Here is a 20,560-nt window from a genome sequence, read left to right as displayed (position 1 = left end):
GTAGGGAGTATCGCCTGCCAAGGGGGATAGGTGAAGGGGGTCAGTACGAACGCAACCGGCTGGGTGCTGGTGGTGGAGCCATCCGCCACGCTGCGTCACGCCTTGCAGCGACTCGGGAATGAGGCGAAGTATCCATTTTTCGTGGTGACTTCTTACGAAGCTGGCCTTGCCGAACTGAAAGAACCCAAGAGCGGCGCACCACCGATAGCCGCATTAATTGGTTACCCGTCGCAGCTTACGACTGCCTCGGACGAGCTGCTGGCGGCCCTGCGCCAGCCGCAACATTTAGCCACCGCCGTTATTCTGCTGACCCACGCTGCGACCACCGAGACCTTCGATTGGGTCGCGCGCCGACCGGGCTCGGCGATGTTGCTGTGGGACGATTACAGCGGCTGCCTGACGACGCTGGAGCGGCTGCTGACACCGAATCCATCGCCGGTTGCCGTCAGTGACGCAGTCGACGATATCCGCGTGCTGTTCGTTGACGATGCCCGCACCGTGCGCACGGCCTACCAGCGGTTGCTCGTACGGCATGGCTATATGGTTGAAGTGGCAACCAACATTACCGACGCGATGGAGCTCGCGCTCGCGCGGTCGTTCGATATTGCCATCGTCGATTATCACATGCCCGGCGGCAACGGCGACGTGCTATGCCGACAGTTGCGCCACGACCCGCGCACCGTCGGCATCACCACCGCCATCCTCACCGGCAGTTATCTCGATCAAGTGATCCGCGATTCGCTCGACGCCGGTGCGATTGAATGCATGTTCAAAGTCGAGTCGGACGAGTTGTTCCTGACGCGGCTCGCCGCCATGAGCCGAGCGATTCGCGCCAAGAAGTCGATCGATGCCGAACGCCAGCGCTTGGCCGGCATCCTCGCTTCGGTCGGCGACGGTGTATACGGCGTCAACCGCGCCGGTCAGGTTACCTTCATCAATCCCGCGGCCAGCGCGATCTTAGGCTTGAGTGACATAAACAGCATCATTGGCCGCTTAGCGCACAAGTTGTTCCACTATGCGACAGAAGATGGCCGCGCAAATCCGGCCGATACCTGTTTCTTGCAGCAGGCCTATGTCTCCGGCGATGAGTTGCGCGAGTGGGAAACTGTATTTTGGAATCGCGCGGGCGATGCTGTGCCGGTCGAATGCACGGTCTATCCGCTGCGGGTCGAAGGTCGGCTGGAAGGATCGGTGGTTGCATTCCGCGACGTGTCGGAACGCAAGCAGCTCGAGCGCGAGCTCGTGTGGCAAGCGAATCACGACACGTTGACGCATCTCTACAACCGCAACTTTTTCGAACGCGCACTCGAGGCCGAAGTGTCGCGCTTGAAGCGCAGCCGCGAGCTCACGGCGTTACTGTATATCGATCTCGATCGTTTCAAATACATCAACGATACCGCCGGCCACGCCGCCGGCGATCGTTTGCTTTGTGAAATCAGCGCGCGCTTGAAATCGCGTCTGCGCGACTCCGACACCTTGGCGCGTCTCGGTGGTGACGAGTTCGCGATCATTCTGCGCAACGTCAGCGAAGAAAGCGTGCGTACTGCGGCCGACGGTTTTCGCGAGATCCTGGAAGAATTTAGTTTTGTTTACAATTCCAAAAGCTACAACGTCAACGGCAGCATCGGCGTCGCGCTGATCGACCGTAACGCGTTGTCGCCGGGTGAAGTCTTGGCCAACGCCGACATTGCCTGCCACATCGCCAAGAGTCGCGGCCGCAATCAGACGCATGTCTATCGTTCGTGCGACGACGAGCGGGGTTCGATGGGTCTCGAACTCGGCTGGTCAGCGCGCTTGCAAGACGCGTTGAAGAGCGATCGCTTTCAGTTGATGTACCAACCGATTGTGGCGGTGGACGCGGTAGGTGCCGGCGCAATGCCGGTGGAGCAGGGGCGTTTGTGGGATCAGCTTGAAGCGGTCGCCCTACGCGCCGCCGGCCATTACGAGGTGCTGGTGCGCCTGCTGGACCACGGCGGCGCGTTGATTTCACCCGGCGCATTTTTACCGACTGCCGAACGCTTCGGTCTGATGCCGCAAATCGACGCCTGGATTCTAACGAATGCCGTCCGCCAGCTGACTGCATTACATGCGCGCGGTCGCGCGGCGACGTTCACCATTAATTTGTCCGGTCAGACGATGGACGCCGCGCAACTGGTGCCGTTGCTGAAGCAATTGCTCGATCGACATCCGATCGATTCGCGCTACCTCATCTTCGAAATCACCGAGACCAGCGCCATTGCCAATATCGAAGCCGCCAAGCGTCTGATTAACGAGCTACGCGACATCGGCTGCCGTTTCGCGCTCGATGATTTCGGCAGCGGCTTTAGCTCGTTCTATCACTTGAAACACTTGCCGGTGGATTTCATCAAGATCGACGGCCAGTTCGTGCAAGGCATGCATAGCGACCCCATCGATCGCGCCATCGTCGGCTCGATCAACGACATCGCCCATTCGTTCGGCAAGCGTACCGTCGCCGAATTCGTCGAGAGTCGCGATATCCTCGGCATGCTGCAAACCGTCGGCGTCGACTTTGCGCAAGGTTATTACATCGCCTCACCGCGGGCGGACATTGGGCCGCGGGTGGTTTCTTCGGTGCTGGCTCGTTAGATTGAATCGCCCCAAAGGGGCGATTCAACCTAGTAAACCGCAAAACACCCCAAATCCTCCGCAAAACCCACTGGCCCCACATAACGCGTACGAACCGCCGCCAGTGTCGCTTCTTCGCTCCCCAACGTTTGCCGCGTTCGGCGCGAGAGCACCAACCGTTTAACGCCAGCCTGCGCGGCAATGCGACCGATCGTAGACGGCAACATTCGTCGCGCACGATCAGCGGCCGAGGCGTCTTCACGGACGGCAAGATGAGCGATGAGTAAATCGGCGTTCCGCGCTAACCGCTCAAGGTTGCCGCCTTCGCCGTTACTGTCGCCGCTGAAGACGATCTGGTGGTTACCGACGGTGATACGCCAGGCGAGGGCGGGGTAGGCGCCGTTAATCACGGTAGTCGCTGCTGCTTGGAAAGTTTTACCGGAATGGACCGGTAACACGGGATCGCCGTTGTCGCGACGGTTGCGAGTACCCATTGCCGATGATGGGTGCTCGCGCACATCGTGCACTTCGAGTTTGAAGTCATCGTTAGACAGCGGGCTCAAGACACCGCCGAGATGACGATAGGCACCGCGCGTGCCGTCGAGTAACGCGCGCACGAAGGCGACGGTCGAAGGAGCAGAGCGATTACCGGTGGGTCCGTAGAGCGTGAGTGGGCGCTCGCGGGCCTCGTTCATAGCGGTGTTGATTAGCATCGGCAAGTCAGCCGTGTGATTGACATGTAGATGCGTGAACAGGATGACATCGAGATCGGTGGCATGTGCGCCGCTTTCGGCAAAGCGCATGGCGGTGCCGCTGCCGGTGTCGATCAATACGCGCGCCTTGCCGTCGATCCAGAGGAGATAACCACTGGCGGCGCGATGGTCAGCGAAGTCGCCGCCACCGGAACCGAGTGTCTGCACCTTAAGGCCCTGGGTGTTGCATTCATCGACGTCGGTAATATGGCTGCTGGCATTCGCCGACTGAGCGACCGAGAGCAGCGCCCACAAGAAAGCGGTAGCGCGAAGAAAATTCATTGTTAGGTTTTATCCGCTGATAGGGTCGTCGCAGAGGGAGTGATCGATTATCGTGTCGTCAATCTTCGTCGCGGCGCGTCTCCACCGCGAGCACGGCGCCATCGTCGTCGGCCTCGACCTGAAACACGATCGGTCGGCAACAGACGTAGCAGTCTTCGATATATTCCTGATTACCGCCGCTGGGGTCGACGTTGGTTTCGAACGATTCGCCGCAGTACGGGCATTGCACGGTGCGCAGAACAATCATGGCGTTTGCGAATGTGGTCCAACCGGTGGCGATCTTGCCTCATCTCACCCACTGGTACAATGCGCCCGCATGAGCCGCGCAACCGCCGTATTGCCGCCAGATGACACGCCGATCCGCATCGGTGTCAGCAGTTGCTTGTTGGGTGAACCGGTGCGCTACGACGGTGGCCACAAGCGCGACGCGTATATTACCCGTACGCTGGCACGTCTGGTCGAGCTGGTGCCGATCTGCCCGGAAATGGCCATTGGCCTCGGTGTGCCACGGCCGCCGATCCAGTTGGTCGGCGATCCGGCGGCGCCGCGTGCGGTCGGTGTTGTCGACCCGTCACTTGATGTGACGCAGTCGCTTGCGGCTTACGGTCGCCAGACCGCACATCGATTGGACGACATTAGCGGCTATCTCTTGAAAAGCCGGTCACCGAGTTGTGGTATGGAACGGGTGAAGGTGCAACGTGCGCGCAGTATGGTGCGTGCCGGCCGTGGCATTTTTGCCTCGGCGTTGATGACAGCGCGACCGTTATTGCCGGTAGAAGAGGACGGCCGGCTCGCCGATCCGTTGCTACGCGATAATTTTTGGGAACGCGTTTTTGCTTACGCGCGTTGGCGTACGCTTCACGCGGGCAGCATTACACGCGCTCGCCTCATGAATTTTCATAACGCCCATATTCTTACTCTTGTCGCGCATGGTGCATCGCATGATGCGGCACTCGGTCGCTTGTTGTCTGACAGTAAAAAAAGTACGGCAACAGCGTATGGGCGCAGATTCATGCAGGCGTTGGCACGGCCGGTGACCATCGCCGGTCACGCGCGCGCCTTGCAGTACGTACTGACGCGGCTCGAGCCGCGGCTCAACCTGCGCGAACGCAATGAAGTCCGTCGATCGATCGTGCGCTATCGCGCCGGTGAGTTGTCTTGGTTAACGACGGTAAAACGACTACGGCGTTATCCCGACCCATGGATCGCCAGCCAGGTGTATCTGTACCCCGACGCGCGCGAGCTGGCATTGCGATTCCGTCGGCGTTAGTCGAATTTGCGGACACCGGTGTTGTTGCCCAACAGCAGCACGTCAGCGGCACGGCGCGCGAATAGGCCGTTGCTGACGACGCCGGCGATGTGATCGATCTCGCTCTCCAACTCGACCGGATTGATGATCTTCAAGTTGTGGACGTCGATGATGAGGTTGCCGTTGTCGGTGGTGAAGTCCGGCCGCAATACCGGTTCGCCACCGAGCTTAACCAATTGCCGTGCTACATAAGAGCGCGCCATCGGAATCACCTCGATCGGCAATGGGAAGTTACCGAGTACCGCGACCATCTTGGAATCATCGGCGATACAAATGAATTTCTTGCTGGCCGCTGCCACGATCTTCTCGCGGGTCAGCGCGCCACCGCCACCCTTGATCAGATACAGGTGTTCGTTCGCTTCATCGGCGCCATCGATGTACAGCGGCAAATCACCGGTGTTGTTCAGGTCGAGCACGGCAATACCGGCCTTTTTCAGGCGGGTAGCGGTGGCGTTGGAGCTCGCCACGGCGCCGGCGAGTTTGACCTTCGATTTTGCCAGTTGGTCGATGAAGTGGTTGGCCGTAGAACCGGTGCCGACACCGATGACCATGCCATCTTCGAGATAGTCCAACGCGGCCGTTGCGGCTGCTTTCTTTTTGTCGTCTGCGCTCATGATTGCTCTCCGAGTACCGGTCGCGAGAATAGCGAGCTGCTGTGTATTTATAAAGAATGAACTTCTGATAGATTAAGCCCGACCTTAATTACGGATTTCCAACGGCGGTCCCTGTGTCCCAGCAATACATAAAGAAAATTTTGACGGCGCGCGTTTACGAAGTCGCCAATGAAACGCCGCTCGACTACGCGCCGATATTATCGCGCCGTTTGCAAAACCACGTGTGGATCAAGCGCGAGGACGAACAACCGGTGTTTTCATTCAAATGCCGCGGCGCTTACAACAAAATGGCCGGTCTGACGCCGGCCGAGCTCAAGCGCGGCGTGATTTGCGCTTCCGCCGGCAACCACGCGCAAGGTGTTGCGTTGGGCGCGAAGAAGCTCGGCGCCAAGGCGATTATCGTCATGCCGCGCACGACACCGCAAATTAAGGTCGATGCCGTCCGCAACTTAGGCGGCGAGGTAGTGTTGCACGGCGATAATTACGACGCCGCCAGCGAGCATGCCCAGAAGTTGCGCGCATCGAAAAAGCTGACTTACATTCACCCGTACGACGATCCCGAGGTCATCGCCGGTCAGGGCACTATCGGTTTCGAGATCCTGAAGCAGCACTCCAAGGAATTGCACGCCGTGTTCGTGCCGGTCGGCGGCGGCGGATTGATTTCCGGTATCGCTGCTTACATCAAGCAACTGCGTCCGGAAGTAAAAATCATCGGCGTCGAGCCGGAAGATGCCGACGCCATGGATCGCTCGCTCAAAGCCGGCAAACGCGTACTGCTCGATCATGTCGGCATCTTCGCCGACGGTGTTGCCGTACGGAAGGTCGGCGAGGAGACGTTCAAGCTTTGCAAGAAGTTCGTCGACGAGATGATCGTCGTATCGAACGACGAAATCTGCGCCGCGATCAAAGATATTTTCGAAGACCGCCGCTCGATATTGGAACCGGCCGGCGCTCTTGGCTTTGCCGGCTTGAAGCGTTATGTCGAACGCGAAAAGTTGAAAGACAAGCACATGATCGCCATCGCTTCCGGCGCCAATGTCAACTTCGACCGTTTGCGGCACGTTGCCGAGCGCGCCGAAATCGGCGAACGCCGCGAGGCGATCCTAGCGGTGACGATCCCCGAGCGCCCGGGCGCGTTCCGTCAGTTTTGCGCCATCATCGGCGATCACAACATCACCGAGTTCAACTACCGCTATGCCGATCCAAAAAATGCGCACATCTTCGTCGGTATCCAGGTGCATGCCGGTGAAGTAACGCCGCTGATAAAGATATTGCGCGCTAAGAGCTATCCGACGCTCGACATGACCGACAACGAAATGGCGAAGCTCCACATCCGCCACCTGGTCGGCGGTCGCGCGCCCAATGCGGTGCACGAAATTCTGTATCGCTTCGAATTCCCGGAGCGCCCGGGCGCATTGATGAATTTCCTGAACAAGATGGGCGGCGCCTGGAACATCAGCTTGTTCCATTACCGTAATCATGGCGCCGACTTCGGTCGCGTATTGATCGGTATGCAAGTGCCGCCGGCCGACAAGAAGAAGTTCCAGGGATTTCTCGACAACTTGGGCTACGAGTACGCCGAGGAGACCGGCAATCCGGCATACAAGTTGTTTCTGAGCTAAGCGGCGCCGTCCTCTTTCTTGCAGGAAAGAGGACGGTGATGGGTTAGCCTTTCATCCGTTCGGCTTTTTTGATGACAATGTCCTCACGCGGGACATTTTCAAACGGCCCGGTCGTTCCGGCCGGTGCCGACTCGATCTTCTTTACCACGTCCATTCCCTTCGTTACTTTGCCGAACACTGCATAGCCCCAGCCTTGAGGGTTTTTGGCGCGATGGTCGAGGAAGTTGTTATCGATCGTATTAATAAAAAATTGTGCACTGGCGGAGTCAGGGTCCATCGTGCGGGCCATGGCGATAGTGCCAGCGAGATTTTTGAGACCGTTGTCGGCCTCATTTTTGATCGGCGAGTCGGTCGGTTTCTGTTTCAGCCCAGGCAAGAAGCCGCCACCCTGGACCATGAAACCGGGAATGATCCGATGAAATATCGTGCCGTTGTAAAAACCCTTGTCGACGTACCTGAGGAAATTCGCTGTGCTGACCGGTGCCTTTTTCGCGTCGAGTTCGATCTCGATGACGCCGGCGCTGGTTGTTATGCGTACTTTCGGCGACACATCGGCGGCAATGCTGATCAATGGCGCGATCAAGAGGGTGACGAACAGGGGTAGGGCGAAAAGCTTCCGCATGTCGTTATTTCTCCTTACTTACATGATTGAGCCGTCGGCTCGTAGTTATCCATTTTCCATTTTGAGAATTGCTTTCCACTCGGCGGCGGTCACCGGCAAGATCGACAACCGATTACCGCGCGCGAGCAGTCGCATGTTTTTCAGGGCGGGATTCTGCCGCAACTCCGCGAGCGGTACGAGTTGTTTTAGCCTGCGCTGGTAGCGTACGTCGACCATATACCAGAGCGGTTTATCCGGCCGGCTTTTCGGATCGCAATAAGCGCTTTTCGGATCCCAGGCGGTGAAATCGGGATAGGCGGCTTCGGCAATTTCGATGATGCCGGCAACACCCGGTTCCGGACAGCTGGAATGATAGAAGAACGCCAGGTCGCCTTGCTTCATATCGCGCATGAAGTTGCGCGCCTGGAAGTTACGCACGCCGTCCCAATGCTCGGTTTTTTTGGGGCGAGTTTTGAGATCGTCGATCGAGAAGACGTCGGGCTCGGATTTCATTAGCCAATATTGCATATATTCATAAAGCTCGCGTTAGCGCACCAACTCCTCCTCCCCCTCAGGGGGGTGAGGCGGGGTTTTCGCAGATGCACTTGACGTGCATCTGCGCCGCCGAACGGGTGCACATGGTTTTCGTGCACCCCGGGTGGAAACAAGAGGTGGGGGTGGGTGTCGCTAAGGTTCGTCAGTGTCATCAAGCCTCGGTAAACCCACCCCCACCCCAGCCCTCCCCCTGAGGGGGAGGGAGATATAGTTCGGTGGGTTTTTTTAGGACACCACGCCTAAGGTTCGTCCAGCGCTAACCGACGAATCGACCGGCTCTTGCCAGTAGGCTCGTCGATATCGATAACCACACCGCAGAGCCGACCCTTGCCTTCGGCCAAGTCGAAGCGTTCCGGCAATTTGTACATCAATCGTTTGAGCGCCTTAGCGATGTCGAGACCGATGACCGAGTCATAACAGCCGGCCATGCCGACGTCGGTGATATAGGCGGTGCCGCGCGGCAAGACGCGCTCGTCGGCCGTCGGTATGTGCGTATGCGTGCCGACGACGGCGCTGACGCGGCCGTCGAGATACCAGCCCATCGCTGTTTTTTCGCTGGTGGTTTCGGCGTGAATGTCGACTAACACGATTTTGACGTCATCCGGCTTACGCGCCAACGCTTCATCGACGGCATGGAACGGGCATGCAAGCGTCGGCTGCATGAATAATGTGCCCATTACATTCAGCACGCCGACGCGACCGGCACGCGTGTCGGTGACATACCAACCGCTGCCGGGTGTGGTCGGCGGAAAATTGTGCGGACGCAGCAGGCGCGGCTCGCGCACGATGTAGTCGAGCGCTTCTTTCTTGTCCCACGCATGATTGCCGTTGGTAATGACGTCGATACCGAGCGCGAACAAGTCGCGCGCGGTGTCGCCGGTGATGCCGTTGCCGCCGGCGATGTTTTCACCGTTGGCGACAATAAGGTCGAGCGTGAGTTGTTGGCGCAGACTCGGTAAATGCGCGGCGAGTGCGCGGTAACCGGGTGCGCCCATGACGTCGCCGATAAAAAGCAGGTTCATGCAGCGCCGCCGATTAGAGCGGTGCCGTGTAGATGGCGCGGTCGGTGACGATACCGTTGAGCGGAACGTCCCATGGATCGCACGCTAGACGCGGCAGCCGCTGAAAATCGTGCGCTAGGCCGATCAGATGAGGTTTGCGGTAGTAGTGCCGATTCCGTAGAAATTCGAGCGTGTGATCGTAAAATCCTTTGCCCATGCCAAGTCGATTGCAATGATCGTCGAACGCGACCAATGGGATCAGCACCAAATCCAGTTCCGGCGCGCGTATCAGGTGGTGTGGTATTACCTTCGGTTCGAGGATGCCGAAGACATTGGTCGTCATTTTCATGTTGGGTTTGAGCTCGGCGAACCAAAGCTGATGGCGGGCACCGCGCCCAAGCACGGGTAGGAACGCCTGCTTGCGCATCTGCCAGATGCGTTCGATCACGACGCTCGGATCGATCTCGCCATCGTTCGGCAGATAACAGGCGACACGCCGGCTGACGCGAAACCAACGCGCCGCCGCTACATGCCCGGCTAAGTGGCGTGCGGCCGACTTTTGTTCGGCCGGTGAAAGCGCGCGCCGCTGCGCGCGCATGTTGCGACGTAGTTCAGCTTTCAAGGAAGCGAAGCACTCATGGAGTTATTGTTGGCACGAACGGCGATCGTATGGTTAGAAATATCGCCGGCAGAAAAAATTCCATGGCGGAAATTTTCAGAATTATTTATTGAGCGTGAAAGTAAGACGCCCTCCGCAGGTGCCGTATTGTCCCAAGTACCTTGAACCGGGAGGTTCAAGTGGGAGCCTAAGGGATGTTTCAGGCTTTCCGCTACCAGGGCGGACTTGCACAACAACATCCACTATTCGGCTCCCGTAGCTTTACGCTAGGTTCGAAGGGATGCCGGAACAACACAAACACCGCAGGGGGCGCGCATTAACTATATACCTATTGATGCAGCGCTGCATCCCAATGCAACGCTGCATCAATCTTACTTTGCAAGAAGCGAAGTCGCTGCGTGACGCTTTCAGAAATGTCACCGTGTCGACGTTGCTCAAGAAGTTCGTGGCTAATGTTGAGTGCAGCGATGATGGCGGCGCGCTCGGTGCCGAGTACTTTGCCATTCGTTTGAATCTCGCGCAGTTTGCGATCGAGATAAGCGGCCGCTGCTAACAACGATTCACGCTCTTCGGGCGGACAAGCGACGATAAATTCTTTGCCGAGAATATTTACCGAGACGCCCTCTGCGGTTTCTTTCATCACGCGCGTTCCAGGGCTTTGAGGCGATTGATCATCGATTCGATACGTTCGCGGGCGATGCGCGTTTTTTCCATCAGGCGCGCGTGCTCGGCATGCATGTTGTCTTGCTCTGAGCGCAACACGGTATTCTCATTCTTCAGCTGTTGGCACGCCTCGATCAGTTGGTCGATGCGGTTTTCGAGCTGCTTGAGATCGTCGTTGTCCACGGCACGTATCACGGAGGTTTTTATCAATATATGTTCGACACTATGTAAGGTCAACCTGAGGTTAACCGTGGGCGGTGGCGCAGCGGCACGGTAAACTGCTTATTTCCGCAGAGAACGCTTATGGAAATCGCTCCCGACTATGACACGCTGACCGATGTCCTCGCCACCGCCGAGGTCGCCATGAGTGCGGCCGAAGCGCACGGCATCATTGCCGGCGCCTGTTGCGCGCCGCAGACACCGCCGCTCAATCATTTATTTTTCGGGACCAGCAGCGATGCGCCCACACGCGAAGTCGAGTATTTGTTGACGCTATTGGTGGTACTGCAAGAGGACACGCAGCGGCGACTGGGCGAAACCGATTTCGAATTCGAGCCGTTGTTGCCGGAAGAAGCGGGCACTGCTCAGGTCGAAGCAATCGGCGACTGGGCGCGGGGTTTTGTGCTTGGCCTGACCGCCGCCGGTGTCCGCGAGCCGACCGAGTTACCGGACGAGGCCGGTGAGTTCATGCGCGATGCGGTCGCGATCGGCGAAGTACAGGCAGACGAAGCCCCAAGCGAGGCGCAAGCGCGAGAAATTGCCGAGCTCATCGAATACCTGCGGGTGGGCGTGCAGGTGGTATACGAAACTTGCCGCGGTTAGGGTAAACGCCGCGCCAAAATATCCGTCAGCGTCGCTTCGTAAGCGTCTAGTCGCGGTCCGGCCGCGGCAATGGCTCGCCGCGCCATGGTTTCAGCGTCGTGCCAATGGCCTTGCTCGGCCAACGTCTGTGCCAAATTATTGAGTGCATCGCCCGAAGCCGGGTGCGCCGTCACCGCCGCACGATAAGCTTGTTCCGCACCGCTAAGATCCCGCAAGGCGTAACGACTGTTACCCAGGCCGAGCCATGCACCGAGACTGTTGGGCCAGCGTGTTAGCGTGGTTTCGTAGGCCACCCGCGTTTCTTGCCAGCGTTTTAATCGTTCGAGTGTCGCGACCGATTGTAAATACGGTACTTCTTCCGCCGTCTTCGGTAATTCCGTCGGCGGCAGCACCGCCATCGCCCAATAATCGCCGCGGCGCCAGGTGCGTTCGAACACGGTAAACGATATCGCATGGCGTTGTTCGACGCCGGAGCGCAGTAGCAGCGCGTTGCGGTTGCGGTCAAACCCGACGACCACGGCGTAATGCCATTTCGAATACCAAGAAAGCCCGAGGTTTTGAAACACGACGACCGGATGGCCGGCTGCTACTTCTGTCAGTAGTGTTTCGAAAGTGGGGCGGAGCACGTACGGAATCTTGCCGTAACGCCGAACGGCAGCTTGTAGCTCGAGCTGCAGGCTGCCGCGGCGTTCGGGCAGATAAACTTGCGGCGTGAGCTGCTCCGGTGTGACCGGCGTGCCGGCCCAGGTGAGCACGGTTGCTAGCGCCGCGGGGCCGCACTGGTACTCGGTCTGTGGGAAAAACGGTACGGCTGTCAGCTCGACCGGCTCGAGAAACGCGGCCGGCGCCAATCGCTCCGACTGTAACGTCGCGCAGCCGGTGAGTAACGCTACCAGCAGGATAAAAAAACCACCCGCCGATCGGCGGGCGGCTGATGGCCGATACATCGAAGAATCAGCGAGCGGTCTTCTTCACGAACGGGAAGATGTCGGTGAATCCGAGGATGTCGGTGATTAGCAGCACGATGAACACGAACACGACCACGCCGAGGACGCCATCGCCGCCCGCCGGCATCTGATCGACTTTGGCGGTCAATGCTTGTACTTCGTCATCGCTTAGCGCGTTTACGCGCTCAACTACCTGCGCCGGATCAGCGCCGGCCGCTAGTAACTGTTGCTTGACGTCGTCGCGTCCGAGCATTTGCTGGAGGCGATCACGGTTTTGCTGATGCAGCTCGCTGCTGACGACGGCATCGGTGCCGACGATAGCGGCTTGCGCCGGCATCTGTATGCCGAGCACGAGGATACCGAAAGTGACGATGTAGGCGATGGGTGCGGAAAGGCGACGAAATTTGTCCATAAACGGAATCTCCTGGCTGCGGGACTTATGGCTACGAGGCTTATTCATCTTTAATTTCCTCTGCGTGGTTCACGGCGAATCCGTGACCGGATTATCGCGCGCACGCTGGCGCGGGACCGGGGAGTATAACAAGAGCGACCGATAGCTCCATCGAGTGTCTGCTGTAGGTGTTGCGTATCTACCAGCAGCGAGTTCGAGTTTGCGGCATAATTAAAGTATGGACAGCAAGGTATACAGCCAACGGCGGCAAGAGCTCATGGATCACATGGGCGGCGGCGTCGCTATCATCCCCACGGCACCGGTGCGAACCCGCAATCGCGACGTGGAATACCCCTATCGGGCCGATAGCGATTTCTACTATCTCACGCACTTCCCCGAACCGGAGGCGGTCGCGGTGCTGGTTCCTGGTCGCGCGCATGGCGAATTCATCCTCTTTTGTCGCGAGCGCAATCCCGAAAAAGAAATTTGGGAAGGCCGCCGCGCCGGTCTCGAAGGCGCGCGCGCGACTTACGGTGCCGACGACGCGTTCCCGATCGAGGATATCGACGAGATCCTGCCGGGATTGCTCGAGAACAAAGAGAAGGTGTTTTATTCGATTGGCCGCTATGCCGATTTCGATACGCGCCTGACCGCCTGGGTCAACGAGGTTCGCGGCAAGAGTCGCCACGGTGTGCACGCGCCCGGCGAGTTCGTCGATCTCGATCACATCCTGCATGAGATGCGACTGATCAAGCGGCCGGAAGAGATCAAACTCATGAAGCGTGCTGCGAAAATTTCTACGGCGGCGCACAAGCGAGCGATGCAGACGTGCAAGCCCGGCAAGATGGAATATGAGATCGAGGCGGAGTTGTTGTACGAGTTCAAGAAGGGCGGCTCGCAGTTCTTCGCTTATCCGTCGATTGTTGGTGGCGGCGCCAACAGCTGCATCCTGCACTACACCGAGAATAATGCCGAGCTCAAAGATGGTGATGTGTTGTTGATCGACGCCGGTGCCGAGTACGACGGCTATGCGGCTGACATCACCCGCACGTTTCCCGTGAACGGCCGTTACAGCGGTGAGCAGCGCGCGATTTACGAAACCGTATTGGCGGCGCAGGCGGCGGCGATCACGCAAGTGCGCCCCGGCAAACATTGGAACGATCCGCACGACGCGGCGTTGCGTGTATTGGTGCAAGGGTTGGTCGACCTGGGTTTATTGAAGGGCAGCGTCGATGGCCTGCTCGAAAGCGGCGATTACAAACGTTTTTACATGCACCGCACCGGGCACTGGCTCGGTATGGACGTGCACGACGTCGGCGATTACAAAATTGCCGATGCCTGGCGCGAGCTCGAGTCCGGCATGGTGTTGACGGTCGAACCCGGCCTGTACGTTTCCGCCGGCGACGATGTGCCCGAGCGTTTCTGGAATATCGGCGTGCGTATCGAGGACGACGTGCTGGTGACGCGCGACGGTTACGATGTATTGACGCGCGATGTACCGAAGACGGTCGCCGATATCGAAGCGTTGATGCGTAGCTAAGAAGTATCATTAACGCGCGCCGTTTCTCCTTACTAAATTAATGCAAACCGATTTTGACATTCTCATCGTCGGCGGCGGCATGGTCGGCGCCAGCCTCGCCGGCGCGCTGCGCGATAGTCGGTTGCGCGTCGGCATCGTCGAAGCGGCGTTGCCGCCGGCGACCGACACACCGGGCTACGACGATCGCACAGTCGCGCTCGCCTACGGCTCGCGCCGCATTTTCGAGGCGATGGGCGTGTGGTCGGCGATCGAGCAGCGTGGGGCCGCGCCGATCGAGCGCATTCATATTTCCGATCGCGGCCGTTTCGGTTTCACTCGCTTGAGTGCGGCCGAGGCCGGTGTACCGGCGCTGGGTTATGTGGTGGCGAACTGGGTTATCGGGCGGTCGCTTTACGACGCGATCGCAGGGCACACGGGAATCGAGTTCCTGTGTCCGGCGATCGTCCAGTCGGTGGCGTTTGCGCCGCAAAGCGCCGACGTGACTATCAATATCGGCGGCAACGAACGCCGTCTGAGTGCGCGCCTTATCATCGCTGCCGATGGTGCCGATTCGCCGATACGCGCCGCGGTTGGTATCGACGCGCAGCGCGTCGAGTACGAGCAAGCAGCCATTGTCAGCAGCGTTACGCCCGAGCGCGCGCATCACGGTACGGCTTACGAGCGTTTTACCGAAACCGGCCCGTTGGCGTTGCTGCCCGCCGGCCCGGACCGTTGTGCCGTCGTTTGGACCGTGCCGCGTGATACGGTCGACGCGATGTTGAGTTGGGACGACGACACCTTTCGTGCACGGTTGCAGGAATGTTTCGGCGAACGCCTTGGCAATTTCGGACGCGTCGGTAAACGGCAGGCCTATCCGTTGATGCTGACGCGGGTGCGCGAGCATGTACGGCCGCGGCTCGTGCTCATCGGCAACGCCGCGCATACGGTGCATCCGGTTGCCGGGCAAGGTTTTAATCTGGGTTTGCGCGATGTTGCCGCGCTGGCGCAGGTACTGCTCGAGAGCGCGAACGCCGGCGGCGATATCGGCGATCTTGCGGTACTACAGCGCTATGCCGACTGGCGTGCGCGCGACAATAAACGGGTGGCCAATCTGACGCATTCATTGATCCGCCTTTTCTCCAACAACTATTTACCACTCGCGTATGCACGCAATGTCGGGCTCGTCGCGGTCGATCTGTTGCCGCCGTTGAAGCGTGCATTCGTGCGCGTAACCAGCGGCTTAGGCGGACGGCTGCCGCGGCTCGCCTGTGGTTTGCGGCTGACTCATGAACACTCCTAACCCCCGCGCCGCCGCGGCGTATGACGTCGTCATCGTTGGCGGCGGTATGGTCGGCTCGTTACTAGCTTGCGCGCTCAGCGATTCGACTCTCAAAGTCGCTGTCATCGAACGCCAACGGCCGGCGTCACAAGTGCCGGCGGATTACGATCGGCGTGTTAGCGCGTTGACGCTTGCGTCGCGGGCGATGCTCGATGCGGTCCATGCCTGGTCCAGTGTGGCCGCGCGTCGTTTCGCGCCGGTAGCGGCGATGCATGTATGGGAAGATGCCAACGAAGTGCAGTTCGACGCCACCGAGATTGGTGAGCCGTGTCTCGCCTATATCGTCGAGAACAGCGTGGTCGTCGCCGCGTTGCACGAACGGCTGGAGCAGAGCACGAATGTGCACTTGCTCGTCGGTGGCGAGATCAGCGACGTGTCGATCACCGAGGCGGCGGCGGAGATCGCGCTGGTCGACGGCCGGCGGCTCAAGGCCCGTTTGTTGGTGGCCGCCGACGGCGCCGATTCGGCCGTGCGCGAGCGCTTGGGAATGCCGCTACGGACGATGAATTTGGCACAGCAAGCGATCGTCGCTACCGTGCGCACCGCGCAGGCGCATTTGGATATCGCCCGGCAGCGGTTTCTGGCGACCGGTCCGCTCGCGTTTTTGCCGCTGCCGGATGCGCACACCTGTTCCATTGTCTGGTCGCTGGATTCGGTACGTGCCGAGGAATTGTTGGCGCTCGACGATGCCGGTTTTGTCGGGCCGCTGACCGAGGCCTTCGGCGATCGTTTAGGCGCGATCGAGCAGGTAGGTGCGCGCTTGTCATTCCCGTTGTCGCTGGCCCATGCCGAACGTTACATCGATGAGCGCATCGCTTTGATCGGCGACGCCGCGCACACGGTGCATCCGCTCGCCGGTCAGGGGGTGAATCTCGGATTTCTCGATGCGGCGACGTTGGCCGAGGTGATTCTCAATGCCGCTGAACGTCGGCGCGATATCGGTTTGCGCCATGTGCTGCGGCGCTACGAGCGTTGGCGCAAGGGCGATAATCTGGCGATGATCGCCGTAACCGGCGGCTTCAAATATTTGTTCGGCAGCGACTGGCCGCTGCTAAGCGGGTTGCGCGCTGCCGGGCTTTCGTTGACCGACCGTGCTGGGCCGCTTAAGCAAATCATCATGCGCCGGGCGTCGGGCCTGGCGGGCGATTTGCCGATGTTGGCGCGGCGCTCAGGTCGTTGAAGCATCGCTGTCGGTAGCCGATCAACGTCATCTTCCACCAATAAAAAACCGCCGGCGTCTCCGCACCGGCGGCCAATCAACGGCAATTTTTTAGTAGTAGTACAAGCTGTCTTTCAACAGCTTGCCCAAGTTGGCGTACTCCGCGGCATTCGCCTCCACTAGCCCCTCGCTACCGAAGACCGCACGCAACTTGGCAGTTGCGTTCCTGCCTTCATCGGCAAGTAACGCCATTTGAATCTTGGCTTGCAGTGCCGGTGTGATGCGCGGACCGGCGGAGAAGGTATGGCTGGGTATCGGCTTGTGTTGATACAGCACATTGATCAAGCCGCCGTCGTTTTTCTCCAGATGCTTCAGCGGCAACACCGTGCCGGCGCACTTGCCTTCGATCAATCCTTGATAGGCGCCATCCCATCCCTTTGTTTGCACGATCACGGGTTGGCGCGCCGGGTTATCGAGCTGCGATAGTAGTGCGACCATTTCCGGATCGGCCGGCGAATTGGCGCAAACTTTTTGACCGGCGAGTTGTTTCAACGTCGTGATCTTGCGGTTGTCTTTGCGCGCAATCGTCACGAATGTCAGATCGTCCGACAGCTTCACCAACGGCGTGTGATTCATGCGATCCAACCGCCAGCCGTTCAGCGCGGCGCCGTCGACCACGAGATCGTAGGTGCCGTTGGTCATTTCCTTGCTGTAGCTCAGCCAGTTGTCGGCATAGCGGTAGACGAAGTGCTTGCCGGTGACACGCGTCAGATAGTCGGCGATCGGTTGGTACATCGCCAAGTCTTCGGCGTAGTTCCCGGTCGGTGGCGCACTGAATACGAACGCGTCTTTCTCCGACGGTACGACGACGGCGGGTCTATTGGTGGTGTTTTCGGCGGGAGCAAAAGAAACCTTGGTGCCAACGGCCTTGTTGGTGTTATCGGCCGTTGCCGCCAAGGTAAAACTGATGAGACTTCCGCCAATCACTGCGCTGATTATTTTTCCAGGACGTTGCACGAGAACCCTCCTTGTTAGAGACGCTTCCACTGCGAAATTTTTCTTGGGGTACGCGCCTAAGCGGTACTTATGGAACATAGACAGGGGGGTGGGCTTGTCTAGGCGATTGGCAAGTGGAGATGCGCCGGCCGATGGGCGGGATTTTCTGCGTCGCCGGCGGTGGAATGACGCGCCGGTTGTCGGTCGGTTTTACAGGGCGCGTCGTAAAACCGACGCGCTATTTACGTAAAAATCCTATGGGTTTAGGCGTCGAGGCCGAGCTCTTTCAGTTTGCGTGTGAGCGTATTCCGGCCCCAACCGAGCTTCTTGGCGGCATCTTGTTTACGTCCGCCGGTGTGTTTCAGCGCCGCCAATATCAACGTCCGTTCGAAGCTCGCATTCATGTCGCGATAGATTTTTCCTTGGCCGCGCATCAGTCGTTGCTCGACGACGTGCTTCAAGCTCGACTCCCAGTTGTCCTCGCGGCCGGTTTCGGCGGAGCGCAGCTCCGGCGGCAAATCTTCGACGCGGATCAGTTGTCCCGGCGCCATCACTGTTAGCCAGCGACAGGTATTTTCGAGCTGACGCACATTACCGGGCCAAGGTAGTTGCGATAGATACTCGTTGGTTTCCGGCGCCAGTTGTTTCGGCTCGACGCTGAGCTCGAGCGACGATTGCTTGAGAAAGTGACCGGCGAGGATCGGCACGTCTTCGCGGCGTTCGCGTAGCGGCGGCAGGTGAACGCGAATGACATTCAGGCGATGAAATAAATCTTCACGGAAGCGTCCTTGTTTAACGCGCTCTTCCAAATCTTGATTGGTGGCGGCGACAATGCGCACGTCGGTCGACACTTGCTCATGACCGCCGACGCGGTAGAACTTGCCGTCGGACAGCACGCGCAGCAAGCGCGTCTGCAGCTCGATCGGCATGTCGCCGATTTCATCTAAGAACAGCGTACCGCCGTTCGCTTGCTCGAATCGGCCCTTGCGTTGCGTAGTCGCGCCGGTGAAGGCGCCGCGCTCATGGCCGAACAATTCGGATTCGAGGAGCTCGCTCGGTACCGCGGCGATGTTGATGGCGATGAATGGCTGGTCGGCCCGTGGGCTATGGGTGTGCAAGGCGCGCGCGACCAGCTCTTTGCCGGTGCCCGATTCGCCGTTGATGAGCACGTTCAGATGCGACGTCGATAGTCGGCCGACGGCGCGGAACACCTCCTGCATGGATGACGCCGAACCGAGGATCTCCGGTACCGGCTCATCTTGCGCCGGCTCAATGCGCCGGCCGCGGCGATGCTCGAGCGCGCGCCGTACGAGGTTAACGGCGTCGTCCACGTCGAATGGTTTCGGCAGATACTCGAAGGCGCCGCCGCGGTAGGACGACACGGCGCTGTCGAGGTCGGTGAATGCCGTCATGACGATCACCGGAATCTGCGGCGCTTTGTCTTGAATCAGCGTCAGCAATTCGAGCCCGCTCATACCCGGCATGCGAATGTCGGTGATGACGACGTCGGGTTGCATGCGATCGAGCGTTTCGCCGATGTCGTTCGCCGCTTCGAACGCGCGCACCGATAAGCCTGCTTGCTCCAGCGCTTTCTGCAGTACCCACCGAATCGAACGATCGTCGTCGATGATCCAGGCGATGTCCGGTCTAGCCATTATCGTTCTCCAGAGGTAGATACACGGTGAACGCGGTGCGACCCGGGCGGGTTTGGCACTGAATCAGTCCACCGTGTTTAGTAATGATGTCTTGGGCGATGGACAAGCCGAGGCCGGTGCCGCCGGCGCGGCCTGTGACCATCGGATAAAAGATGTACTCGAGCAATTCCGGCGGTATACCCGGCCCGTCGTCTTCAATATCGGCGCGCAGTACCAGCCGATGCCGTCGCGGGCCGAGGGTGAAGCCGCGCTCGATGCGTGTGCGCAGAATGACCGTGCCCTGGCCATCGAGCGCCTGCACCGAGTTGCGGACGATGTTCAATACCGCTTGAATCAGTTGTTCGCGATCGGCGATGACATCGGGCAACGACGGATCGTAGTCACGCACGATTGTCAGCTCCGGTACCTCGACGCGGATCAATAGTCGCACGTGCTCAAGGATGGCGTGCATGTTGATCAGGTTTTTTTGCGGCAACTGGTGCGGACCCATCATCCGGTCGACCAGATTGCGCAAACGGTCGGCCTCGTGAATGATGATGCGGGTGTATTCCTTGAGTCCCTTGTCGGTGAGCTCGCGCTCCAACAACTGGGCGGCGCCGCGCAAACCGCCGAGCGGGTTTTTGATCTCGTGCGCTAGGCCGCGCATGACCACGCGATTGGCACTCTGCTGGTCGAGCAGGTTTTCTTCGCGTGCCAGTCGCAGCAACCGATCCACTTGATTCATCTCGACCAGCAGCGCCGACGGTTCGGCGTGTCCGTCGACCAGCGGAGTAATCGCGCAATCCAGCGTAAGTGTGCGTTGGCCGGGGAGGTCGACGACGACGCCGCGGGCCGTGATGGAGTGACGTGTTGCCAGCGCCTCCTGCAGCGCCTGCAGTAACTGCTCGCCACTTACCAACAGATCGTTCACGCGCTGGCCGAGGATACGTTTGGCGCTGACCTCGAGCAGCATCTCGCCGGCCGGATTGATCGCGGTGAGCGTGAGCGCGGCGTCGAACAACATCACCGCCGTGGTGAGGTTGTCGAGGATCCGCTGGGTGGGTTCGGGCGCTTTCATGGATTTCAAACCGCTGTTAGCAAACGCCGCGCCAATATTTCTTTCCTTTTATTTTTAATAGCTTGGCGCTT

The 20,560-nt window shown here is 59.2% G+C and carries 21 protein-coding genes and 1 other RNA gene; 7 read left to right on the top strand and 15 right to left on the bottom strand.

Annotated elements, in window-relative coordinates; translation table 11 throughout:
- Nucleotides 1-30 precede the first annotated feature (30 nt).
- Nucleotides 31-2,607 (top strand): EAL domain-containing protein, encoded by a 2,577-nt coding sequence (locus HY308_19655; GenBank protein MBI3900478.1) that lies wholly within the window; start codon nt 31-33, stop codon nt 2,605-2,607.
- Nucleotides 2,608-2,636: 29 nt separating this feature from the next.
- Here HY308_19655 and HY308_19650 read toward each other — a convergent pair whose 3' ends face one another.
- Both HY308_19650 and HY308_19645 read right to left on the bottom strand, forming a co-directional pair.
- Nucleotides 2,637-3,620 (bottom strand): MBL fold metallo-hydrolase, encoded by a 984-nt coding sequence (locus HY308_19650; GenBank protein MBI3900477.1) that lies wholly within the window; start codon nt 3,618-3,620, stop codon nt 2,637-2,639.
- A 58-nt stretch (nt 3,621-3,678) separates the two neighbouring features.
- A complete protein-coding gene (locus HY308_19645; GenBank protein MBI3900476.1) occupies nt 3,679-3,867 on the bottom strand; it encodes a CPXCG motif-containing cysteine-rich protein in 189 nt (62 codons plus the stop codon).
- Between the two features lie 69 nt (nt 3,868-3,936).
- Between HY308_19645 and HY308_19640 the strand changes: the two genes are divergently transcribed.
- Complete coding sequence (locus tag HY308_19640) at nt 3,937-4,890, top strand: DUF1722 domain-containing protein (GenBank protein MBI3900475.1); 954 nt, start codon at nt 3,937-3,939, stop codon at nt 4,888-4,890.
- On the opposite strand, the gene rpiA is transcribed toward HY308_19640, so the two are convergent.
- Nucleotides 4,887-5,543 carry a ribose-5-phosphate isomerase RpiA gene (gene rpiA, locus HY308_19635; GenBank protein MBI3900474.1) on the bottom strand — a complete coding sequence of 219 codons (657 nt, stop codon included), beginning with the start codon at nt 5,541-5,543 and terminating at the stop codon, nt 4,887-4,889. The genes HY308_19640 and rpiA overlap by 4 nt on opposite strands.
- A gap of 113 nt (nt 5,544-5,656) precedes the next feature.
- Here rpiA and ilvA point away from each other — a divergent pair, with 113 nt between their 5' ends.
- On the top strand, nt 5,657-7,165 hold the full coding sequence (gene ilvA, locus HY308_19630) for a threonine ammonia-lyase, biosynthetic (GenBank protein MBI3900473.1): 1,509 nt from the start codon (nt 5,657-5,659) through the stop codon (nt 7,163-7,165).
- A gap of 43 nt (nt 7,166-7,208) precedes the next feature.
- On the opposite strand, the gene HY308_19625 is transcribed toward ilvA, so the two are convergent.
- From HY308_19625 to HY308_19595, 7 genes are all read right to left on the bottom strand, one after another.
- Entirely contained in the window at nt 7,209-7,787 is a 579-nt protein-coding gene (locus tag HY308_19625) for a peptidylprolyl isomerase (protein MBI3900472.1), read from the bottom strand.
- Nucleotides 7,788-7,832: 45 nt separating this feature from the next.
- A complete protein-coding gene (locus HY308_19620) occupies nt 7,833-8,294 on the bottom strand; it encodes an EVE domain-containing protein (protein MBI3900471.1) in 462 nt (153 codons plus the stop codon).
- A gap of 266 nt (nt 8,295-8,560) precedes the next feature.
- The gene (locus HY308_19615; GenBank protein ID MBI3900470.1) at nt 8,561-9,343 is read right to left on the bottom strand and encodes a TIGR00282 family metallophosphoesterase; all 783 of its coding nucleotides are present in this window, start codon (nt 9,341-9,343) and stop codon (nt 8,561-8,563) included.
- Nucleotides 9,344-9,356: 13 nt separating this feature from the next.
- Nucleotides 9,357-9,944 (bottom strand): 5-formyltetrahydrofolate cyclo-ligase, encoded by a 588-nt coding sequence (locus tag HY308_19610; protein MBI3900469.1) that lies wholly within the window; start codon nt 9,942-9,944, stop codon nt 9,357-9,359.
- Between the two features lie 123 nt (nt 9,945-10,067).
- Nucleotides 10,068-10,253: non-coding RNA, 6S RNA (gene ssrS / locus HY308_19605), on the bottom strand.
- Nucleotides 10,254-10,269: 16 nt separating this feature from the next.
- On the bottom strand, nt 10,270-10,581 hold the full coding sequence (locus HY308_19600) for a cell division protein ZapA (GenBank protein ID MBI3900468.1): 312 nt from the start codon (nt 10,579-10,581) through the stop codon (nt 10,270-10,272).
- Nucleotides 10,581-10,787 carry a TIGR02449 family protein gene (locus HY308_19595; protein ID MBI3900467.1) on the bottom strand — a complete coding sequence of 69 codons (207 nt, stop codon included), beginning with the start codon at nt 10,785-10,787 and terminating at the stop codon, nt 10,581-10,583. The genes HY308_19600 and HY308_19595 overlap by 1 nt, the downstream gene beginning before the upstream one ends.
- A gap of 120 nt (nt 10,788-10,907) precedes the next feature.
- Between HY308_19595 and HY308_19590 the strand changes: the two genes are divergently transcribed.
- A complete protein-coding gene (locus HY308_19590) occupies nt 10,908-11,426 on the top strand; it encodes a UPF0149 family protein (GenBank protein ID MBI3900466.1) in 519 nt (172 codons plus the stop codon).
- Here the strand turns inward: HY308_19590 and HY308_19585 are convergent.
- Nucleotides 11,423-12,373, bottom strand: a complete 951-nt coding sequence (locus tag HY308_19585; protein ID MBI3900465.1) for a PA2778 family cysteine peptidase — start codon at nt 12,371-12,373, stop codon at nt 11,423-11,425. The genes HY308_19590 and HY308_19585 overlap by 4 nt on opposite strands.
- Before the next feature lie 7 nt (nt 12,374-12,380).
- Nucleotides 12,381-12,833 carry a PA2779 family protein gene (locus HY308_19580; protein ID MBI3900464.1) on the bottom strand — a complete coding sequence of 151 codons (453 nt, stop codon included), beginning with the start codon at nt 12,831-12,833 and terminating at the stop codon, nt 12,381-12,383.
- Between the two features lie 169 nt (nt 12,834-13,002).
- Between HY308_19580 and pepP the strand changes: the two genes are divergently transcribed.
- Genes pepP through HY308_19565 form a run of 3 tightly spaced genes read left to right on the top strand, consistent with a single transcriptional unit; the run spans nt 13,003 to nt 16,802 of the window.
- Nucleotides 13,003-14,304 (top strand): Xaa-Pro aminopeptidase, encoded by a 1,302-nt coding sequence (gene pepP / locus HY308_19575; GenBank protein MBI3900463.1) that lies wholly within the window; start codon nt 13,003-13,005, stop codon nt 14,302-14,304.
- A gap of 40 nt (nt 14,305-14,344) precedes the next feature.
- Nucleotides 14,345-15,583, top strand: coding sequence for a 2-octaprenyl-6-methoxyphenyl hydroxylase (gene ubiH / locus HY308_19570; GenBank protein MBI3900462.1), 1,239 nt, complete (start codon nt 14,345-14,347; stop codon nt 15,581-15,583).
- The gene (locus HY308_19565) at nt 15,570-16,802 is read left to right on the top strand and encodes a UbiH/UbiF/VisC/COQ6 family ubiquinone biosynthesis hydroxylase (protein ID MBI3900461.1); all 1,233 of its coding nucleotides are present in this window, start codon (nt 15,570-15,572) and stop codon (nt 16,800-16,802) included. The genes ubiH and HY308_19565 overlap by 14 nt, the downstream gene beginning before the upstream one ends.
- Nucleotides 16,803-16,892: 90 nt before the next feature.
- Here HY308_19565 and HY308_19560 read toward each other — a convergent pair whose 3' ends face one another.
- The 3 genes from HY308_19560 to glnL form a co-directional block, all read right to left on the bottom strand.
- Complete coding sequence (locus tag HY308_19560; GenBank protein MBI3900460.1) at nt 16,893-17,798, bottom strand: PhnD/SsuA/transferrin family substrate-binding protein; 906 nt, start codon at nt 17,796-17,798, stop codon at nt 16,893-16,895.
- A gap of 242 nt (nt 17,799-18,040) precedes the next feature.
- Nucleotides 18,041-19,432 carry a nitrogen regulation protein NR(I) gene (gene ntrC, locus HY308_19555; GenBank protein MBI3900459.1) on the bottom strand — a complete coding sequence of 464 codons (1,392 nt, stop codon included), beginning with the start codon at nt 19,430-19,432 and terminating at the stop codon, nt 18,041-18,043.
- Nucleotides 19,425-20,489, bottom strand: a complete 1,065-nt coding sequence (gene glnL / locus HY308_19550) for a nitrogen regulation protein NR(II) (protein ID MBI3900458.1) — start codon at nt 20,487-20,489, stop codon at nt 19,425-19,427. Before glnL ends, ntrC begins: the two co-directional genes overlap by 8 nt.
- Between the last annotated feature and the right edge of the window lie 71 nt (nt 20,490-20,560).

Source organism: Gammaproteobacteria bacterium, assembly GCA_016199745.1.
Classification (GTDB): domain Bacteria; phylum Pseudomonadota; class Gammaproteobacteria; order Acidiferrobacterales; family Sulfurifustaceae; genus JACQFZ01.
The sequence above is the reverse complement of the archived record's forward strand: the minus strand, read 5'-3'. Positions and strand labels throughout refer to the sequence as shown.

Coding starts and splice junctions, on each gene's coding strand:
- HY308_19650 (MBI3900477.1), bottom strand. CDS start 3,620: ATGAATTTTCTTCGCGCTACCGCTTTCTTGTGGGCGCTGCTCTCGGTC.
- HY308_19645 (MBI3900476.1), bottom strand. CDS start 3,867: ATGATTGTTCTGCGCACCGTGCAATGCCCGTACTGCGGCGAATCGTTC.
- HY308_19640 (MBI3900475.1), top strand. CDS start 3,937: ATGAGCCGCGCAACCGCCGTATTGCCGCCAGATGACACGCCGATCCGC.
- rpiA (MBI3900474.1), bottom strand. CDS start 5,543: ATGAGCGCAGACGACAAAAAGAAAGCAGCCGCAACGGCCGCGTTGGAC.
- HY308_19625 (MBI3900472.1), bottom strand. CDS start 7,787: ATGCGGAAGCTTTTCGCCCTACCCCTGTTCGTCACCCTCTTGATCGCG.
- HY308_19620 (MBI3900471.1), bottom strand. CDS start 8,294: ATGCAATATTGGCTAATGAAATCCGAGCCCGACGTCTTCTCGATCGAC.
- HY308_19615 (MBI3900470.1), bottom strand. CDS start 9,343: ATGAACCTGCTTTTTATCGGCGACGTCATGGGCGCACCCGGTTACCGC.
- HY308_19600 (MBI3900468.1), bottom strand. CDS start 10,581: ATGAAAGAAACCGCAGAGGGCGTCTCGGTAAATATTCTCGGCAAAGAA.
- HY308_19590 (MBI3900466.1), top strand. CDS start 10,908: ATGGAAATCGCTCCCGACTATGACACGCTGACCGATGTCCTCGCCACC.
- HY308_19585 (MBI3900465.1), bottom strand. CDS start 12,373: ATGTATCGGCCATCAGCCGCCCGCCGATCGGCGGGTGGTTTTTTTATC.
- HY308_19580 (MBI3900464.1), bottom strand. CDS start 12,833: ATGAATAAGCCTCGTAGCCATAAGTCCCGCAGCCAGGAGATTCCGTTT.
- pepP (MBI3900463.1), top strand. CDS start 13,003: ATGGACAGCAAGGTATACAGCCAACGGCGGCAAGAGCTCATGGATCAC.
- ubiH (MBI3900462.1), top strand. CDS start 14,345: ATGCAAACCGATTTTGACATTCTCATCGTCGGCGGCGGCATGGTCGGC.
- HY308_19565 (MBI3900461.1), top strand. CDS start 15,570: ATGAACACTCCTAACCCCCGCGCCGCCGCGGCGTATGACGTCGTCATC.
- ntrC (MBI3900459.1), bottom strand. CDS start 19,432: ATGGCTAGACCGGACATCGCCTGGATCATCGACGACGATCGTTCGATT.
- glnL (MBI3900458.1), bottom strand. CDS start 20,489: ATGAAAGCGCCCGAACCCACCCAGCGGATCCTCGACAACCTCACCACG.